This window comes from Escherichia sp. XD33, from assembly GCF_019375075.1.
GTDB lineage: Bacteria > Pseudomonadota > Gammaproteobacteria > Enterobacterales > Enterobacteriaceae > Enterobacter > Enterobacter flexneri_A.
Map to the genome: position 1 here is coordinate 20,210 of NZ_JAENDM010000028.1, position 16,928 is coordinate 37,137.

Here is a 16,928-nt window from a genome sequence, read left to right on the forward strand (position 1 = left end):
ACGCAGTATGTAAAAAATGAGGCAACAGATTCACTGGGGAGGTCGCGAGGAGGCGCAATTCTACAAAATTGCGCATTTCACTACCAGTCTGGAGTCAGCCCGGATATGAACTGCAACTATTGCAAATAAAGAAATTAAGCTGGAAGGCATCGCGCAATGAGGAAGATTGCCGGGTGCTGACAGTAAAAAGCAATCGTAGAATCAGCGGCAAGCCGGAAAGGTTCCGGTGAGGCGCAATGTTGCGGGGGCTTTATCCCTGGTGGCATTGGTTGCTGGAGAGAGAAAACCCCCGCACGTTGCAGGTATGCACCTGACAACACCACGGGGGCTAATCTTGACTCTAGACCACTCAAGAATAGCCGCGAAACGTTGTCATTACAACACAGGCGGCTATATGACGTTCGCAGAGCTGGGCATGGCCTTCTTGCATGATTTAGCGGCTCCGGTCATTGCTGGCATTCTTGCCAGTATGATCGTGAACTGGCTGAACAAGCGGAAGTAACGTGTCATGCGGGCGTCAGGCTGCCGTAATGGCAATTTGCGCCCGGACCAGGCCGCAGGGGGGAAACTCTGCGGCCTTTTTCGTTCTTACTGCGGGTAAGGCACCCAGTCGCCGCCGTTCAGGCGAACGTACGGTTTATCCTGGTATTGAATAACTACTGCATTTGAGTTCTCGGAGACCGGTGCTGTTTGTGGCAACCCACTGGTGAGTTTTTTCCAGTCAACATTGTCTTCGGTGAAAATCTTGCCATCGAGAACGCGAACCACCAGATCGGAGATAGCCAGGAAGCTGCTCGGTTGTTCGATGACAATCGGTGCCCCCTGATGCGGTGCCTTCATGCCGAAGAATTTCACCCCAACGGGGACGTCGGTGATAGACGGGCTAGGGATATCACGTAGGCCAGATACCTGCATTCTGTCGCCCTTCAGCGCGCCGCCGTGTTCCGGCACCACGACCACCATCACTTTACGACCCGATTTCTCAAGTTCAGTAAAGAAGGCGTCCAGTTCATCAAAGAATTTCTGCGCCCGCGCTTTGTAATCCGCTGTTTTGCTGACCCCCGGATAATGGTTGCCGTCATGCAGTGGAAGCGTGTTGTAGAACGTGGCACTACGGCTGTTTTTATCTTTTTCGGTAACGTCCAGCCAGCGGTTAAGCACAGCGGTATCGTCATAAACCGGCGAACCATCAAAGCCCAGCAAAATAACCGGCAGATTTGTTTGATCCATCAATTCGCTCTGCATGCCGCCATTTTCGCGAACTTCTTTCAAAAAACCGCCGAACTGGCCGTTATGTCCCATCATCAGGTGCTGGGTAAAGCCCAGTTTCGAAAGGTTATCAAACAGATAGCAGTCGTTATTTGCCGGTTGATACAGATTAGTGTGCGAAGTCTGCCCGCAGCTGGCGCGCAGTAAACGGATCGCCGCCGGGCCACCGTAGGAGGTGGCGGAGTTAAAGTTCTTGAACTCAATATCGAAATGCGACCACAGTGGATGCGACATCAACCCGGCGGCTTCTATATCCGACCAGGAAAGCGAACAGATGTTAATCACCAGTAGTTCAAATGGCTGAGCATCAGCGGGCAGCGAAGACGGGAAGGTCGATTTACGTTTCGCCTCCGCGTTATAGAAATTATTCAGCCAGGCGTTAAGGTTCGCCGTTGTTGGCGGTGCAGTTTGTGCGGGCATATCACCCACTACCGGTGCGCCACCCGTCGCCGCAACGGTTGCCGCTGCGTTACCACCCGTCGTTGTTACAGTGGTCGTCGGTTGTCCGGCTGGCCACAAGGAGAAACTTGGTCCCGCCAGGGTAAGTACGTTCAGCCATAGCAGTATGGCAACCACAAAAACGGTAATGCGAATCCATTGTGACAGGAATAACCAGGCCACTAATAAAACAAAAATGGCCCCAATCATCTGCCAGTTAATAAAGCGTGTGACAAGGTCGATTAAATAATCGGTACTGAACCCCGCCACCTGCGAACCCTGGCTCATTATGCTTTCCGGGGCAGGCAACCAGGTGTCATGCCAGAACAAAGCAAAGCCGATCGGCAGGGCAATCCAGTGGCGCAAGCGATGCAGGCTGTAGCGCGGAATGGGCATCAGCAGAAACGCGGCAAACACCAAATTGAGGAGCGGATGGAAGTTAAGATATCCCGCCCACAACAGGCCGAACTTAACCAGAAAATAGAAGTTCCAGCCGGAAAGGCCGCGCCAGTATTGCCAGAGGGAAGAAGGCATGGCGGTATTTTGCGTAAATTGAGTCATTTTTTGGTTGCCCTGGCTTTTTCCGTGCGGCGTAACGTCCCGGCCGGTTTAACATAACGAGGTTTAGCAAAGAACAAACGTAAGGTGTCGCGAATGCGTCGCAAAGAGTGCCGCGCCAGATAGCCCAGCGGGAAAAATATCAGTGCGCAAACGACAATAATTTCAATGATATCGCTGATGGTCATCATGATGAGCGCTCCACAGCATCATCTAACAGTCGCATGGGTTCTGGTATTCGTCGCCAGTGGCGACCATTGTGCTCGGCATTGATGACCGGTTTAGAACTTTGCGTTAAAGGCAGCGGCATGCCCCATTGTTCTGGGGCAAGCAGGCGCATCTGCACCAGCTCGGCACTGATTTGATCATCTTCAAACCAGACCATACGGTTTGAGAAAATGTCGCCAGTAGGCAATGGGAAAATATGATTCAACGCGGTATCCAGATCGTTAATCCGACAGAATGAGAGAAACAGCACCAGCCGATTACCGCCAATGGTCATGATATCGCCGGTGCGATTAGGGCGACACAGTGTCAGGGCTTGTTCAACGCGGATACCCGGTACCGGACGTAGGGCAACCAGAACGCCTTTACCGTGGGCAGGTAATAGAGGGTTATTCATCATGTTGTTGACGGCATTACAGAACACATCCCACTTCTGGAAACCACGCAGTTTGAGCGGCTGGGTCATTGACAGCAAGGTAGTGATATCTTCCGGCACATAGCGACTAAACTTCTGCCCTTGCACGCTTTCGATCATCGTCAGACAACGGGAGAGTGGCGCATTCCACGGAATAACCATATTTGCACCGCAGGCCAATAACAAACGTTCATCGGTGGCGCGCAGGCTAGCGGTATTTTCCCGCACGAGGATTTTCATCGCACTACCGCGCTGGCGACGCAGGGTATGAATGCTGCGGGCCAGTGGCTCGATTTGCGCATTTTGCTGTAAAGAAAAGACCACCGTCGCCGCCTGAGCGGTACGGGCTTCATTGAACAGGACTTCGTTATTGTTGAACAGTTGCCAGTGTTCCGATAGCGGCGGCGCACCTTCCAGTACAGCAACATTACTCAGAATGCGTTTTTCGTCGCTGCGTGGTTGGATCTCCGCCTCTTCGCTTTGAACTAATGTCCAGATACCATTTTGTTGCTGAACGCTAAGCTGCTGACGGGCGCTGACCCCTTTTTCGTTGCACCAGAAGGCAATATCCAGCAAATGTTGGTCACCCTGAAAACGCAAACTGGCAAGACCAAAAAGTGAACGGTATTCCTCAAGCAACAATGAAAATTGTTTATCGTTATTATTTCCGGGATTAATTACCAAAAGCGAACAATGGTTTAACCTGCTCCATTTATTCATTTTATCCAACCATGAGCGCAGCCGCTCGGCAGGAATGTTTTGCCATGCGTTATTTGCGCAAACAAGAATAAAAAGGTAATTATGGGGATCAATAGAACACTGCAAATCACGGGCGAAATAGTATAGACCTTTTTCATGATTTAGCATAGAAAATAATTTTATTTTTTCCGGCCCTTGAGAATCATCTAATTGAAAGATTTTCGCCGGATCGCTGTCCATGCTAATGACCGCGACGTGTGCGGTTTCAGCCTGGGATGCAATTGTTTGATTCGCCAGACTGATAGCATCTTCATGGCGATCGACGTTAAACCACCAGACGCCGCCTGCTGGCATATGTCGCAGCTCATCCCATAATGATGAGATACCGATAGAGAATACAGGGTCCACAATGTCCCTCATGTCACCATTTTGTCTGATTATCAGTTTACTAGCGAAAGCTAAGAAATAAACCTACCATTGAAATTAAAACTTATCAGATTTAGCATGTGAATCAATTTAGAAGGTCACAAGACGTGTGATTTTAGTCTTTTCGTTTTTAACTTTTTCTGTTGCGTAACGGAAAGTCAAAAAGTGAGCAAATTCCCGTCTCGCCGTAAACAATAAACCGGCGAAATGCTCACGGTTAGAATTGTCTCATGAACGGTACGGTTATTTCATAGGGATCAAGCAATATGAATAACAATGAACCAGATACTCTGCCTGATCCCGCGATAGGCTATATCTTCCAGAATGATATTGTGGCGTTAAAGCAGGCATTTTCACTGCCTGATATTGATTATGCCGATATTTCCCAACGCGAACAGTTGGCCGCGGCATTAAAACGCTGGCCGTTGCTGGCAGAGTTTGCGCAACAAAAGTAGGGGATTGGTGAATGGCCGTACTGGGATTGCAGGGGGTGCGGGGAGGCGTGGGGACAACAACCATCACCGCCGCATTAGCCTGGTCATTACAAATGTTGGGAGAAAATGTTCTGGTGGTCGATGCCTGCCCCGACAACTTGTTGCGCCTGTCATTTAATGTTGATTTTACCCACCGTCAGGGCTGGGCCAGAGCGATGCTGGATGGCCAGGACTGGCGTGACGCTGGGTTGCGCTACACCTCGCAGCTCGATTTGCTGCCTTTTGGTCAGTTATCCATTGAAGAACAAGAAAATCCACAGCACTGGCAAACCCGGCTGAGCGATATTTGCTCCGGCTTACAGCAACTAAAAGCCAGCGGGCGTTACCAGTGGATTTTAATCGACTTACCGCGTGATGCCTCGCAGATAACCCACCAGCTGCTGAGTTTGTGCGATCATTCGCTGGCAATCGTCAATGTGGATGCCAACTGCCATATCCGACTGCATCAGCAAGCGCTGCCGGATGGCGCACATATTTTGATTAATGACTTCCGTATTGGCAGTCAGGTTCAGGACGATATTTACCAGCTTTGGTTGCAAAGCCAGCGCCGATTACTGCCGATGCTCATTCATCGTGATGAAGCGATGGCTGAATGCCTGGCGGCTAAGCAACCAGTAGGTGAATATCGCAGTGATGCGCTGGCGGCTGAAGAGATACTGACGCTGGCGAACTGGTGCCTGTTGAACTATTCCGGGCTGAAAACGCCAGTCGGGAGTAAATCATGAGTATCCTGACCCGGTGGTTGCTAATCCCGCCGGTCAACGCGCGGCTGATCGGGCGTTATCGCGATTATCGTCGTCACGGTGCGTCGGCTTTCAGCGCGACGCTCGGCTGTTTCTGGATGATCCTGGCCTGGATTTTTATTCCGCTGGAGCACCCGCGCTGGCAGCGTATTCGCGCAGAACATAAAAACCTGTATCCGCATATCAACGCCTCGCGTCCGCGTCCGCTGGACCCGGTCCGTTATCTCATTCAAACATGCTGGTTACTGATCGGTGCATCGCGCAAAGAAACGCCGAAACCGCGCAGGCGGGCATTTTCAGGTCTGCAGAATATTCGTGGACGTTACCATCAATGGATGAACGAGCTGCCTGAGCGCGTTAGCCATAAAACACAGCATCTTGATGAGAAAAAAGAGCTCGGTCATTTGAGTGCCGGGGCGCGGCGGTTGATCCTCGGTATCATCGTCACCTTCTCGCTGATTCTGGCGTTAATCTGCGTTACTCAGCCGTTTAACCCGCTGGCGCAGTTTATCTTCCTGATGCTGCTGTGGGGGGTAGCGCTGATCGTACGGCGGATGCCGGGGCGCTTCTCGGCGCTAATGTTGATTGTGCTGTCGCTGACCGTTTCTTGCCGTTATATCTGGTGGCGTTACACCTCTACGCTGAACTGGGACGATCCGGTCAGCCTGGTGTGCGGGCTTATTCTGCTCTTCGCTGAAACGTACGCGTGGATTGTGCTGGTGCTCGGCTACTTCCAGGTAGTATGGCCGCTGAATCGTCAGCCGGTGCCATTGCCGAAAGATATGTCGCTGTGGCCGTCGGTGGATATCTTTGTCCCGACTTACAACGAAGATCTCAACGTGGTGAAAAATACCATTTACGCCTCGCTGGGTATCGACTGGCCGAAAGATAAGCTGAATATCTGGATCCTTGATGACGGCGGCAGGGAAGAGTTTCGCCAGTTTGCGCAAAACGTGGGGGTGAAATATATCGCCCGCACCACTCATGAACATGCGAAAGCAGGCAACATCAACAATGCGCTGAAATATGCCAAAGGCGAGTTCGTGTCGATTTTCGACTGCGACCACGTACCAACGCGATCGTTCTTGCAAATGACCATGGGCTGGTTCCTGAAAGAAAAACAGCTGGCGATGATGCAGACGCCGCACCACTTCTTCTCACCGGACCCGTTTGAACGCAACCTGGGGCGTTTCCGTAAAACGCCGAACGAAGGCACGCTGTTCTATGGTCTGGTGCAGGATGGCAACGATATGTGGGACGCCACTTTCTTCTGCGGTTCCTGTGCGGTGATTCGTCGTAAGCCGCTGGATGAAATTGGCGGCATTGCTGTCGAAACCGTGACTGAAGATGCGCATACTTCTCTGCGGTTGCACCGTCGTGGCTATACCTCCGCGTATATGCGTATTCCGCAGGCGGCGGGGCTGGCGACCGAAAGTCTGTCGGCGCATATCGGTCAGCGTATTCGCTGGGCGCGCGGGATGGTACAAATCTTCCGTCTCGATAACCCGCTCACCGGTAAAGGGCTGAAGTTTGCTCAGCGGCTATGTTACGTCAACGCCATGTTCCACTTCTTGTCGGGCATTCCACGGCTGATCTTCCTGACTGCGCCGCTGGCGTTCCTGCTGCTTCATGCCTACATCATCTATGCGCCAGCGTTGATGATCGCCCTATTCGTGCTGCCGCATATGATCCATGCCAGCCTGACCAACTCCAAGATCCAGGGCAAATATCGCCACTCTTTCTGGAGTGAAATCTACGAAACGGTGCTGGCGTGGTATATCGCACCACCGACGCTGGTGGCGCTGATTAACCCGCACAAAGGCAAATTTAACGTCACCGCCAAAGGTGGACTGGTGGAAGAAGAGTACGTCGACTGGGTGATCTCGCGGCCCTACATCTTCCTTGTCCTGCTCAACCTGGTGGGCGTTGCGGTAGGCATCTGGCGCTACTTCTATGGCCCGCCAACCGAGATGCTCACCGTGGTCGTCAGTATGGTGTGGGTGTTCTACAACCTGATTGTTCTTGGCGGCGCAGTTGCGGTATCGGTAGAAAGCAAACAGGTACGCCGATCGCACCGCGTGGAGATGACGATGCCCGCGGCAATTGCCCGCGAAGATGGTCACCTCTTCTCGTGTACCGTTCAGGATTTCTCCGACGGTGGTTTGGGGATCAAGATCAACGGTCAGGCGCAGATTCTGGAAGGGCAGAAAGTGAATCTGTTGCTTAAACGCGGTCAGCAGGAATACGTCTTCCCGACCCAGGTGGCGCGCGTGATGGGTAATGAAGTTGGGCTGAAATTAATGCCGCTCACCACCCAGCAACATATCGATTTTGTGCAGTGTACGTTTGCCCGTGCGGATACATGGGCGCTCTGGCAGGACAGCTACCCGGAAGATAAGCCGCTGGAAAGTCTGCTGGATATTCTGAAGCTCGGCTTCCGTGGCTACCGCCATCTGGCGGAGTTTGCGCCTTCTTCGGTGAAGGGCATATTCCGTGTGCTGACTTCTCTGGTTTCCTGGGTTGTATCGTTTATTCCGCGCCGCCCGGAGCGGAGCGAAACGGCACAACCATCGGATCAGGCTTTGGCTCAACAATGATGATAACGCGATGAAAAGAAAACTATTCTGGATTTGTGCAGTGGCTATGGGGATGAGTGCGTTCCCCTCTTTCATGACGCAGGCGACGCCAGCAACGCAACCACTGATCAATGCTGAGCCAGCTGTAGCCGCCCAGACGGAACAAAATCCGCAGGTGGGGCAAGTGATGCCGGGCGTGCAGGGCGCTGATGCGCCAGTCGTGGCGCAGAACGGTCCTTCGCGTGATGTGAAGCTGACCTTTGCGCAAATTGCACCGCCGCCGGGCAGCATGGTGCTACGTGGCATTAACCCGAACGGCAGCATTGAGTTTGGTATGCGCAGCGATGAAGTGGTGACGAAGGCGATGCTCAACCTCGAATACACCCCATCGCCATCGTTACTGCCTGTCCAGTCGCAGTTAAAGGTTTATCTCAATGATGAACTGATGGGCGTGCTGCCAGTGACCAAAGAACAGTTGGGTAAAAAAACGCTGGCGCAAATGCCCATTAACCCACTGTTTATTACCGACTTCAACCGTGTACGGCTGGAGTTTGTCGGCCATTATCAGGACGTGTGCGAAAACCCGGCCAGCACCACGCTTTGGCTGGATGTTGGGCGGAGCAGTGGACTGGATCTGACCTATCAGACCCTGAATGTGAAGAATGACCTGTCACACTTCCCGGTGCCATTCTTTGACCCGCGCGATAACCGTACTAACACCTTGCCGATGGTCTTTGCGGGTGCGCCGGATGTTGGGCTGCAACAAGCCTCTGCCATTGTCGCCTCGTGGTTTGGTTCGCGTTCTGGCTGGCGTGGGCAGAACTTCCCGGTGCTCTATAACCAACTGCCGGATCGTAATGCCATTGTCTTTGCAACCAACGACAAACGGCCGGACTTCCTGCGCGATCATCCGGCGGTAAAAGCCCCGGTGATTGAGATGATTAACCATCCGCAGAATCCTTACGTCAAACTGCTGGTGGTGTTTGGTCGTGACGACAAAGACCTGTTGCAGGCAGCGAAAGGTATCGCTCAGGGTAACATTCTGTTCCGTGGTGAAAGCGTGGTAGTGAATGAAGTGAAACCGCTGCTACCGCGTAAGCCGTACGATGCGCCGAACTGGGTACGTACCGATCGTCCGGTCACATTTGGCGAACTGAAAACCTATGAAGAACAGTTACAATCCAGCGGTCTTGAGCCAGCAGCGATTAACGTTTCGCTAAACCTGCCGCCGGATCTCTACCTGATGCGCAGTACCGGCATTGATATGGATATTAATTACCGCTACACCATGCCGCCGGTGAAAGACAGTTCGCGGATGGATATCAGCCTGAATAACCAGTTCCTGCAATCCTTCAACCTGAGCAGCAAACAGGAGGCGAACCGCCTGCTGCTGCGGATTCCGGTATTACAAGGTTTGCTGGATGGCAAAACAGATGTCTCTATTCCGGCGCTGAAACTGGGCGCGACCAACCAGCTGCGCTTCGACTTTGAGTATATGAACCCGATGCCGGGCGGTTCGGTGGATAACTGTATTACCTTCCAGCCGGTGCAGAATCATGTGGTGATTGGTGACGACTCCACCATCGACTTCTCGAAGTATTACCACTTCATCCCGATGCCGGATCTACGCGCCTTTGCTAACGCGGGCTTCCCATTCAGCCGGATGGCGGATCTGTCGCAAACCATCACCGTGATGCCGAAAGCGCCTAACGAAGCACAGATGGAAACGTTGCTGAATACTGTTGGTTTTATCGGCGCACAGACGGGCTTCCCGGCGATTAATCTGACGGTGACCGATGATGGCAGCACCATTCAGGGCAAAGATGCCGACATCATGATCATCGGTGGTATCCCGGACAAACTGAAAGACGATAAGCAGATCGACCTATTGGTGCAGGCGACCGAAAGCTGGGTGAAAACACCGATGCGCCAGACCCCGTTCCCCGGCATTGTGCCGGACGAGAGCGATCGCGCGGCAGAAACCCGGTCAACGCTGACCTCTTCCGGTGCGATGGCGGCGGTGATTGGCTTCCAGTCGCCGTATAACGACCAGCGCAGCGTGATTGCGCTGTTGGCAGATAGCCCACGCGGTTATGAAATGCTTAACGATGCGGTGAACGATAGCGGCAAACGCGCCACCATGTTCGGTTCGGTCGCGGTGATCCGCGAGTCCGGTATCAACAGCCTACGTGTTGGCGACGTTTATTACGTAGGTCATCTGCCGTGGTTCGAGCGCGTGTGGTATGCGCTGGCAAACCATCCGATTCTGCTGGCGGTGCTGGCGGCTATCAGTGTGATATTGCTGGCATGGGTACTGTGGCGTCTGCTGCGAATTATTAGTCGTCGTCGTCTTAACCCGGATAACGAGTAATTGAAGATGAATGTGTTGCGTAGTGGAATCGTGACGATGCTGCTGCTGGCTGCCTTTAGTGTTCAGGCAGCCTGTACCTGGCCTGCCTGGGAGCAGTTTAAAAAGGATTACATCAGTCAGGAAGGGCGCGTCATCGACCCCAGCGACGCGCGCAAAATCACCACCTCCGAAGGGCAAAGTTACGGTATGTTCTTTGCCCTGGCGGCTAACGACCGTGCAGCTTTCGATAATATTCTCGACTGGACGCAGAACAATCTCGCTCAGGGTTCTTTAAAAGAAGGTTTGCCCGCCTGGCTGTGGGGCAAGAAAGAGAACAGTAAGTGGGAAGTGCTGGACAGCAATTCGGCCTCCGATGGTGATGTCTGGATGGCCTGGTCATTGCTGGAGGCGGGGCGTTTGTGGAAAGAGCAGCGTTATACCGACATCGGCAGCGCGTTGCTAAAACGTATCGCGCGGGAGGAAGTGGTGACGGTGCCTGGGCTGGGTTCCATGTTGTTACCGGGCAAAGTGGGTTTTGCTGAGGATAACAGCTGGCGTTTTAACCCCAGCTACCTGCCGCCGACGCTGGCGCAGTATTTCACCCGCTTTGGCGCGCCGTGGACTACGCTGCGCGAAACCAATCAACGTTTATTGCTGGAAACCGCCCCGAAAGGCTTTTCGCCAGACTGGGTGCGCTATGAGAAAGACAAAGGCTGGCAGCTAAAAGCCGAAAAAACATTGATCAGCAGCTACGACGCTATCCGCGTTTACATGTGGGTAGGCATGATGCCTGACAGCGATCCGCAAAAAGCGCGGATGCTCAACCGGTTTAAACCGATGGCGACATTCACTGAGAAAAACGGTTATCCGCCGGAAAAAGTGGATGTGGCTACGGGGAAAGCGCAGGGTAAAGGACCGGTCGGTTTTTCTGCCGCCATGCTGCCTTTTTTACAAAACCGCGATGCGCAGGCCGTTCAGCGCCAGCGCGTGGCCGATAACTTTCCCGGCAGCGATGCCTATTACAACTATGTGCTGACCCTGTTTGGACAAGGCTGGGATCAACACCGTTTCCGCTTCTCGACAAAAGGTGAGTTATTACCTGACTGGGGCCAGGAATGCGTAAATTCACACTAAACATATTCACACTTTCCCTCGGTCTGGCCGTCATGCCGATGGTCGAGGCAGCACCAACCGCTCAGCAACAGTTGCTGGAGCAAGTTCGGTTAGGTGAAGCGACCCATCGTGAAGATCTGGTGCAACAGTCGTTATATCGGCTGGAACTTATTGATCCGAATAACCCGGACGTCGTTGCCGCCCGTTTCCGTTCTTTGTTACGTCAGGGCGATATTGATGGCGCGCAAAAACAGCTCGATCGGCTGTCTCAGTTAGCGCCGAGTTCAAATGCGTATAAATCGTCGCGGACTACGATGCTACTTTCCACGCCGGATGGTCGTCAGGCACTGCAACAGGCAAGATTGCAGGCGACTACCGGTCATGCGGAAGAAGCTGTGGCGAGTTACAACAAACTGTTCAACGGTGCGCCGCCGGAAGGTGACATTGCTGTCGAGTACTGGAGTACGGTGGCGAAAATTCCGGCTCGCCGTGGCGAAGCGATCAATCAGTTAAAACGCATCAATGCGGATGCACCGGGCAACACGGGCCTGCAAAACAATCTGGCGCTATTGCTGTTTAGTAGCGATCGGCGTGACGAAGGCTTTGCCGTTCTGGAACAAATGGCGAAATCGAACGCCGGACGCGAGGGGGCCTCTAAAATCTGGTACGGGCAGATTAAAGACATGCCCGTCAGCGATGCCAGTGTGTCGGCGCTGAAAAAATATCTTTCGATCTTTAGCGATGGCGATAGCGTGGCGGCTGCACAATCGCAACTGGCAGAACAGCAAAAACAGCTGGCCGACCCTGCTTTCCGCGCTCGTGCGCAAGGTTTAGCGGCGGTGGACTCTGGTATGGCGGGTAAAGCCATTCCCGAACTACAACAGGCAGTGCGGGCGAACCCGAAAGACAGTGAGGCTCTGGGGGCGCTGGGCCAGGCATATTCACAGAAAGGCGATCGCGCCAATGCAGTGGCGAATCTGGAAAAAGCCCTCGCACTGGACCCGCACAGCAGCAACAACGACAAATGGAACAGTCTGCTGAAAGTAAACCGCTACTGGCTGGCGATCCAGCAGGGCGATGCTGCGCTGAAAGCCAATAATCCTGACCGGGCAGAACGCCTGTTCCAGCAGGCGCGTAATGTCGATAACACCGACAGTTATGCAGTGCTGGGGCTGGGCGATGTGGCGATGGCGCGCAAAGATTACCCCGCCGCTGAACGCTATTATCAGCAGACCCTGCGGATGGACAGCGGCAACACTAACGCCGTGCGCGGGCTGGCGAATATTTATCGCCAGCAGTCGCCAGAAAAAGCTGAAGCGTTTATCGCCTCGCTCTCTGCCAGCCAGCGGCGCAGCATTGATGATATCGAACGCAGCCTGCAAAACGACCGTCTGGCACAGCAGGCAGAGGCACTGGAAAACCAGGGCAAATGGGCGCAGGCGGCAGCACTTCAGCGGCAACGACTGGCGCTGGACCCCGGCAGCGTATGGATTACTTACCGACTTTCGCAGGATCTCTGGCAGGCCGGACAACGCAGCCAGGCTGATACGTTAATGCGCAATCTGGCGCAGCAGAAGCCGAATGACCCGGAGCAGGTTTACGCTTACGGGCTGTATCTCTCTGGTCATGACCAGGACAGAGCGGCGCTGGCGCATATCAACAGCCTGCCGCGCGCGCAGTGGAACAACAATATTCAGGAGCTGGTTAATCGCCTGCAAAGCGATCAGGTGCTGGAAACCGCTAATCGCCTGCGAGAAAGCGGCAAAGAAGCTGAAGCGGAAGCGATGCTGCGCCAGCAACCGCCCTCCACGCGTATTGACCTCACGCTGGCTGACTGGGCGCAGCAGCGACGTGATTACACCGCCGCCCGCGCTGCATATCAGAATGTCCTGACGCGGGAGCCAACTAACGCCGATGCCATTCTGGGGCTGACGGAAGTGGATATTGCTGCCGGTGACACAGCGGCAGCACGTAGCCAGCTGGCGAAACTGCCCGCTACCGATAACGCCTCGCTGAACACACAGCGGCGCGTGGCGCTGGCACAGGCGCAGCTTGGAGATACCGCAGCGGCGCAGCAGACGTTTAATAAGTTGATCCCGCAGGCAAAATCTCAGCCACCGTCGATGGAAAGCGCGATGGTGCTGCGCGACGGTGCGAAGTTTGAAGCGCAGGCGGGCGATCCAAAGCAGGCGCTGGAAACCTACAAAGACGCTATGGTCGCATCCGGTGTGACTACGACGCGTCCGCAGGATAACGACACCTTTACCCGACTGACCCGTAACGACGAGAAAGATGACTGGCTGAAACGCGGCGTGCGCAGCGATGCGGCGGACCTCTATCGCCAGCAGGATCTTAACGTCACCCTTGAGCATGATTATTGGGGATCGAGCGGCACCGGTGGTTACTCCGATCTGAAAGCGCACACCACTATGTTGCAGGTGGACGCGCCGTATTCTGACGGGCGGATGTTCTTTCGCAGTGATTTCGTCAATATGAACGTCGGCAGTTTCTCCACGAATGCCGATGGCAAATGGGATGACAACTGGGGCACCTGTACATTACAGGACTGTAGCGGCAACCGCAGCCAGTCGGATTCCGGTGCCAGCGTGGCGGTCGGCTGGCGAAATGACGTCTGGAGCTGGGATATCGGCACCACGCCGATGGGCTTCAACGTGGTGGATGTGGTCGGCGGCATCAGTTACAGCGATGATATCGGGCCGCTGGGTTACACCGTTAACGCCCACCGTCGGCCCATCTCCAGTTCTTTGCTGGCCTTTGGTGGGCAAAAAGACTCCCCGAGTAATACCGGGAAAAAATGGGGCGGTGTGCGTGCGGACGGCGTGGGGCTAAGCCTGAGCTACGATAAAGGTGAAGCAAACGGCGTCTGGGCATCGCTTAGTGGCGACCAGTTAACCGGTAAAAATGTCGAAGATAACTGGCGCGTGCGCTGGATGACGGGCTATTACTATAAGGTCATTAACCAGAACAATCGCCGCGTCACAATCGGCCTGAACAACATGATCTGGCATTACGACAAAGATCTGAGTGGCTACTCACTCGGTCAGGGCGGTTACTACAGTCCGCAGGAATACCTGTCGTTTGCCATACCGGTGATGTGGCGGGAGCGCACGGAAAACTGGTCGTGGGAGCTGGGTGCGTCTGGCTCGTGGTCGCATTCACGCACCAAAACCATGCCGCGTTATCCGCTGATGAATCTGATCCCGACCGACTGGCAGGAAGAAGCTGCGCGGCAATCCAACGATGGCGGCAGCAGTCAGGGCTTCGGCTACACGGCGCGGGCATTACTTGAACGACGTGTTACTTCCAACTGGTTTGTTGGCACGGCAATTGATATCCAGCAGGCGAAAGATTACGCACCCAGCCATTTCCTGCTCTACGTACGTTATTCCGCCGCCGGATGGCAGGGTGACATGGATTTACCGCCGCAGCCGCTGATACCTTACGCCGACTGGTAAGTTTTCAGATAGCGCCTCTCTTAATGCCGCTGCGATCGGGTATACTCGGGCGGCAATCTGGGATTTCCGGGGGGAGACAATTTGCGCGTAAGTCGCTCGTTAACAATCAAGCAGATGGCAATGGTGGCAGCCGTTGTCCTGGTGTTCGTTTTTATTTTTTGCACCGTTTTGCTGTTCCATCTGGTCCAGCAGAATCGCTATAACACGGCTACGCAACTGGAAAGCATTGCTCGCTCTGTCCGCGAACCCTTATCTTCAGCTATTTTGAAAGGCGATATTCCCGAAGCGGAAGCTATTCTTGCCAGCATTAAACCGGCAGGCGTGGTCAGCCGTGCCGATGTAGTGCTGCCTAACCAGTTCCAGGCGCTGCGTAAAAGTTTTATTCCAGAGCGCCCGGTGCCGGTAATGGTTACTCGCCTGTTTGAGCTACCGGTTCAAATCTCGCTGGGCGTTTACTCGCTCGAACGTCCGGCAAACCCGCAGCCAATTGCCTATCTGGTACTACAGGCGGATTCCTTCCGTATGTATAAGTTCGTGATGAGCACCCTCTCAACGTTAGTGACCATTTACTTACTTTTGTCGCTTATCCTGACCGTCGCCATCAGCTGGTGCATTAACCGCCTGATTTTGCATCCGTTACGCAATATTGCTCGCGAACTTAACGCCATCCCAGCCAAGGAGCTTGTTGGTCACCAACTGGCATTACCGCGTCTGCATCAGGACGATGAAATCGGTATGTTGGTGCGCAGTTACAACCTCAACCAGCAATTGCTGCAGCGCCATTATGAAGAACAGAACGAAAATGCGATGCGCTTCCCGGTGTCGGATTTGCCGAACAAAGCCTTGCTGATGGAGATGCTGGAGCAGGTTGTCGCGCGTAAACAAACCACCGCGCTGATGATCATCACCTGTGAAACCCTGCGTGATACTGCGGGCGTGCTGAAAGAGGCGCAACGAGAAATTCTGCTGCTGACGCTGGTGGAAAAACTCAAATCGGTACTGTCGCCACGTATGATCCTCGCGCAGATTAGCGGTTATGACTTTGCTGTCATTGCCAACGGTGTACAGGAACCGTGGCACGCAATCACCTTAGGTCAGCAAGTGCTCACTATCATGAGCGAGCGCCTGCCGATTGAACGTATTCAACTCCGTCCGCACTGTAGCATTGGCGTGGCGATGTTCTACGGCGATCTCACCGCCGAACAGCTTTACAGTCGCGCTATTTCTGCGGCATTTACCGCTCGCCATAAAGGCAAGAATCAGATTCAGTTCTTTGATCCGCAGCAGATGGAAGCCGCCCAGAAGCGGTTGACGGAAGAGAGCGATATCCTTAATGCACTGGAAAATCATCAGTTTGCTATTTGGTTACAGCCACAGGTCGAGATGACCAGCGGAAAACTGGTCAGTGCGGAAGTGTTACTGCGTATCCAGCAACCGGATGGCAGTTGGGACCTGCCGGATGGCTTAATCGATCGCATTGAGTGCTGTGGGCTGATGGTTACCGTCGGTCACTGGGTGCTGGAAGAGTCCTGTCGATTGCTTGCAGCCTGGCAAGAGCGCGGCATTATGCTGCCCTTGTCGGTAAACCTCTCTGCGCTGCAACTGATGCACCCGAATATGGTGGCGGATATGCTGGAACTGTTAACCCGCTATCGCATTCAGCCGGGAACACTGATTCTGGAAGTGACAGAAAGCCGACGTATTGACGACCCTCATGCTGCGGTGGCAATCCTCCGTCCGCTGCGCAATGCCGGAGTTCGGGTGGCGCTGGATGATTTCGGCATGGGCTACGCAGGGCTGCGTCAGCTGCAGCATATGAAATCGTTGCCAATCGACGTACTGAAAATCGACAAAATGTTTGTTGAAGGCTTGCCGGGAGATAGCAGCATGATTGCTGCAATTATCATGCTGGCGCAGAGCCTGAACTTACAAATGATTGCCGAAGGCGTGGAGACTGAAGCACAACGCGACTGGCTGGCAAAAGCGGGCGTTGGTATTGCCCAGGGCTTCCTTTTTGCTCGCCCACTCCCTATTGAAATCTTCGAAGAGAGTTACCTGGAAGAAAAGTAGCTACCCCAAACTGATTACAAAACTTTAAAAAGTGCTGGTTTGTGCGAGCCAGCTCAAACTTTTTAACCTTTTTGTT

At 53.7% G+C, this 16,928-nt stretch carries 11 protein-coding genes; 8 read left to right on the plus strand and 3 right to left on the minus strand.

Annotated features, from left to right (window positions below; all coding sequences use genetic code 11):
* The first annotated feature begins 394 nt into the window (after nt 1–394).
* Entirely contained in the window at nt 395–502 is a 108-nt protein-coding gene (locus K0778_RS16225) for a type I toxin-antitoxin system toxin Ldr family protein (protein ID WP_000141633.1), read from the plus strand.
* 86 nt (nt 503–588) lie between these two features.
* On the opposite strand, the gene bcsG is transcribed toward K0778_RS16225, so the two are convergent.
* The 3 genes from bcsG to bcsE are packed head-to-tail and all read right to left on the minus strand — an operon-like array spanning nt 589 to nt 4,024.
* A complete protein-coding gene (bcsG, locus tag K0778_RS16230) occupies nt 589–2,268 on the minus strand; it encodes a cellulose biosynthesis protein BcsG (protein WP_063084555.1) in 1,680 nt (559 codons plus the stop codon).
* Nucleotides 2,265–2,456 carry a cellulose biosynthesis protein BcsF gene (gene bcsF / locus K0778_RS16235; RefSeq protein ID WP_000988308.1) on the minus strand — a complete coding sequence of 64 codons (192 nt, stop codon included), beginning with the start codon at nt 2,454–2,456 and terminating at the stop codon, nt 2,265–2,267. The genes bcsG and bcsF overlap by 4 nt, the downstream gene beginning before the upstream one ends.
* Nucleotides 2,453–4,024 (minus strand): cellulose biosynthesis c-di-GMP-binding protein BcsE, encoded by a 1,572-nt coding sequence (bcsE, locus tag K0778_RS16240; RefSeq protein ID WP_001204909.1) that lies wholly within the window; start codon nt 4,022–4,024, stop codon nt 2,453–2,455. Before bcsE ends, bcsF begins: the two co-directional genes overlap by 4 nt.
* Before the next feature lie 272 nt (nt 4,025–4,296).
* Between bcsE and bcsR the strand changes: the two genes are divergently transcribed.
* The 7 genes from bcsR to hmsP all read left to right on the plus strand — a co-directional run bounded on the left by bcsR (nt 4,297) and on the right by hmsP (nt 16,852).
* On the plus strand, nt 4,297–4,485 hold the full coding sequence (gene bcsR / locus K0778_RS16245) for a cellulose biosynthesis protein BcsR (protein ID WP_001063318.1): 189 nt from the start codon (nt 4,297–4,299) through the stop codon (nt 4,483–4,485).
* A gap of 11 nt (nt 4,486–4,496) precedes the next feature.
* Complete coding sequence (gene bcsQ, locus K0778_RS16250; protein ID WP_001618938.1) at nt 4,497–5,249, plus strand: cellulose biosynthesis protein BcsQ; 753 nt, start codon at nt 4,497–4,499, stop codon at nt 5,247–5,249.
* Nucleotides 5,246–7,864 carry a UDP-forming cellulose synthase catalytic subunit gene (gene bcsA, locus K0778_RS16255; protein WP_000025892.1) on the plus strand — a complete coding sequence of 873 codons (2,619 nt, stop codon included), beginning with the start codon at nt 5,246–5,248 and terminating at the stop codon, nt 7,862–7,864. The genes bcsQ and bcsA overlap by 4 nt, the downstream gene beginning before the upstream one ends.
* A gap of 10 nt (nt 7,865–7,874) precedes the next feature.
* A complete protein-coding gene (gene bcsB, locus K0778_RS16260) occupies nt 7,875–10,214 on the plus strand; it encodes a cellulose biosynthesis cyclic di-GMP-binding regulatory protein BcsB (protein WP_000823624.1) in 2,340 nt (779 codons plus the stop codon).
* A gap of 6 nt (nt 10,215–10,220) precedes the next feature.
* Nucleotides 10,221–11,327: a cellulose synthase complex periplasmic endoglucanase BcsZ gene (gene bcsZ, locus K0778_RS16265; protein ID WP_001618937.1), complete on the plus strand. Its 1,107-nt coding sequence runs from the start codon at nt 10,221–10,223 to the stop codon at nt 11,325–11,327.
* The gene (gene bcsC / locus K0778_RS16270; RefSeq protein ID WP_001225106.1) at nt 11,309–14,782 is read left to right on the plus strand and encodes a cellulose synthase complex outer membrane protein BcsC; all 3,474 of its coding nucleotides are present in this window, start codon (nt 11,309–11,311) and stop codon (nt 14,780–14,782) included. Before bcsZ ends, bcsC begins: the two co-directional genes overlap by 19 nt.
* 81 nt (nt 14,783–14,863) lie before the next feature.
* Nucleotides 14,864–16,852 carry a biofilm formation regulator HmsP gene (hmsP, locus tag K0778_RS16275; protein ID WP_001266293.1) on the plus strand — a complete coding sequence of 663 codons (1,989 nt, stop codon included), beginning with the start codon at nt 14,864–14,866 and terminating at the stop codon, nt 16,850–16,852.
* Nucleotides 16,853–16,928 lie beyond the last annotated feature (76 nt).